The organism is Vibrio sp. 03_296, from assembly GCF_002265885.1.
In genome coordinates this window covers 1-906 of the sequence record NZ_NPKW01000066.1, presented here as the reverse complement: position 1 = coordinate 906, position 906 = coordinate 1, and the positions used below count along the sequence as shown (strand labels likewise).

The following is a 906-nucleotide window of genomic DNA, read 5'->3' as shown; positions in this document are numbered from 1 at the left end:
ATCAAAGGTGGACGGATGCAAGTAAGGACTGTTTTATACATGGCCATGATGTCAGCGATGCAATGTAACCCTGTATTTAAAGAAACATATCAACGACTTTTGGCTGCTGGAAAACCCAAAAAAGTAGCGCTCATTGCCTGCGTCAGAAAGATGGTAGTTATTCTAAATTCAATGCTTAGAGATGGCTGTATGTGGAATGGCAGATAGCGCCAAAAATTAACTATTGACGCCATAGTCTCTTGTTATGTTTAAGACTCAATGGGTTAAGTTTTACGAAACCAAGAGCTTAACTCGACTTACCTTTAAAAACCAAAACCAGACGCTAAAAAGCTGAATTAACTCATAAATTTGATTCTAATGATTTTGAGTTTTAGCGTGAGAAACCGAAAACTGGAGCTCAAACCTTGAAACCAAGACGCTTTATTCGACTCATAAACGCACTGAGCTTTAATGAGGCAACTCTCAGAATTTTTCGCGCCCACGAATTGGAGTCCAGAAAACAGCGACCACTGAAGTTAACTTGCCGACAAGACCAAAATTAGAAAGCCGAGAATGCAAAGAAAAGATGCAACCAACTGATTTTACGTGATTAAACATAACGCCCTGTTAAGGTGTGAGCAACGCAATACCGAAACTTCCGCATACCACCTTAAACACAAAACGCAACGCATAGCAAAAATGCCAAGCGTTGCGAATCACTCTTAAACAGATTGTTAGCCTATAAATTATGATGTTAAATCAAACTTTTCTTAGGCTTTGGAACTGAATATCGTCACCACACTTTGCCGATACTTGCTTTGACAATGAGTTAACCACCTTGCCATAAACCATCAAGTTGGAGTCTCCTTTATAACTAAAAATCAACTCACAAGTTCTGCAATGATCCGAGCGCCATCTCCAGAACAC

1 pseudogene is annotated in these 906 nt (G+C 39.6%); it reads left to right on the top strand.

The window, feature by feature from the left end:
- Positions 1–220 (top strand): annotated as a pseudogene (locus tag CIK04_RS08395) (transposase); the annotation flags it as partial.
- Positions 221–906 lie beyond the last annotated feature (686 nt).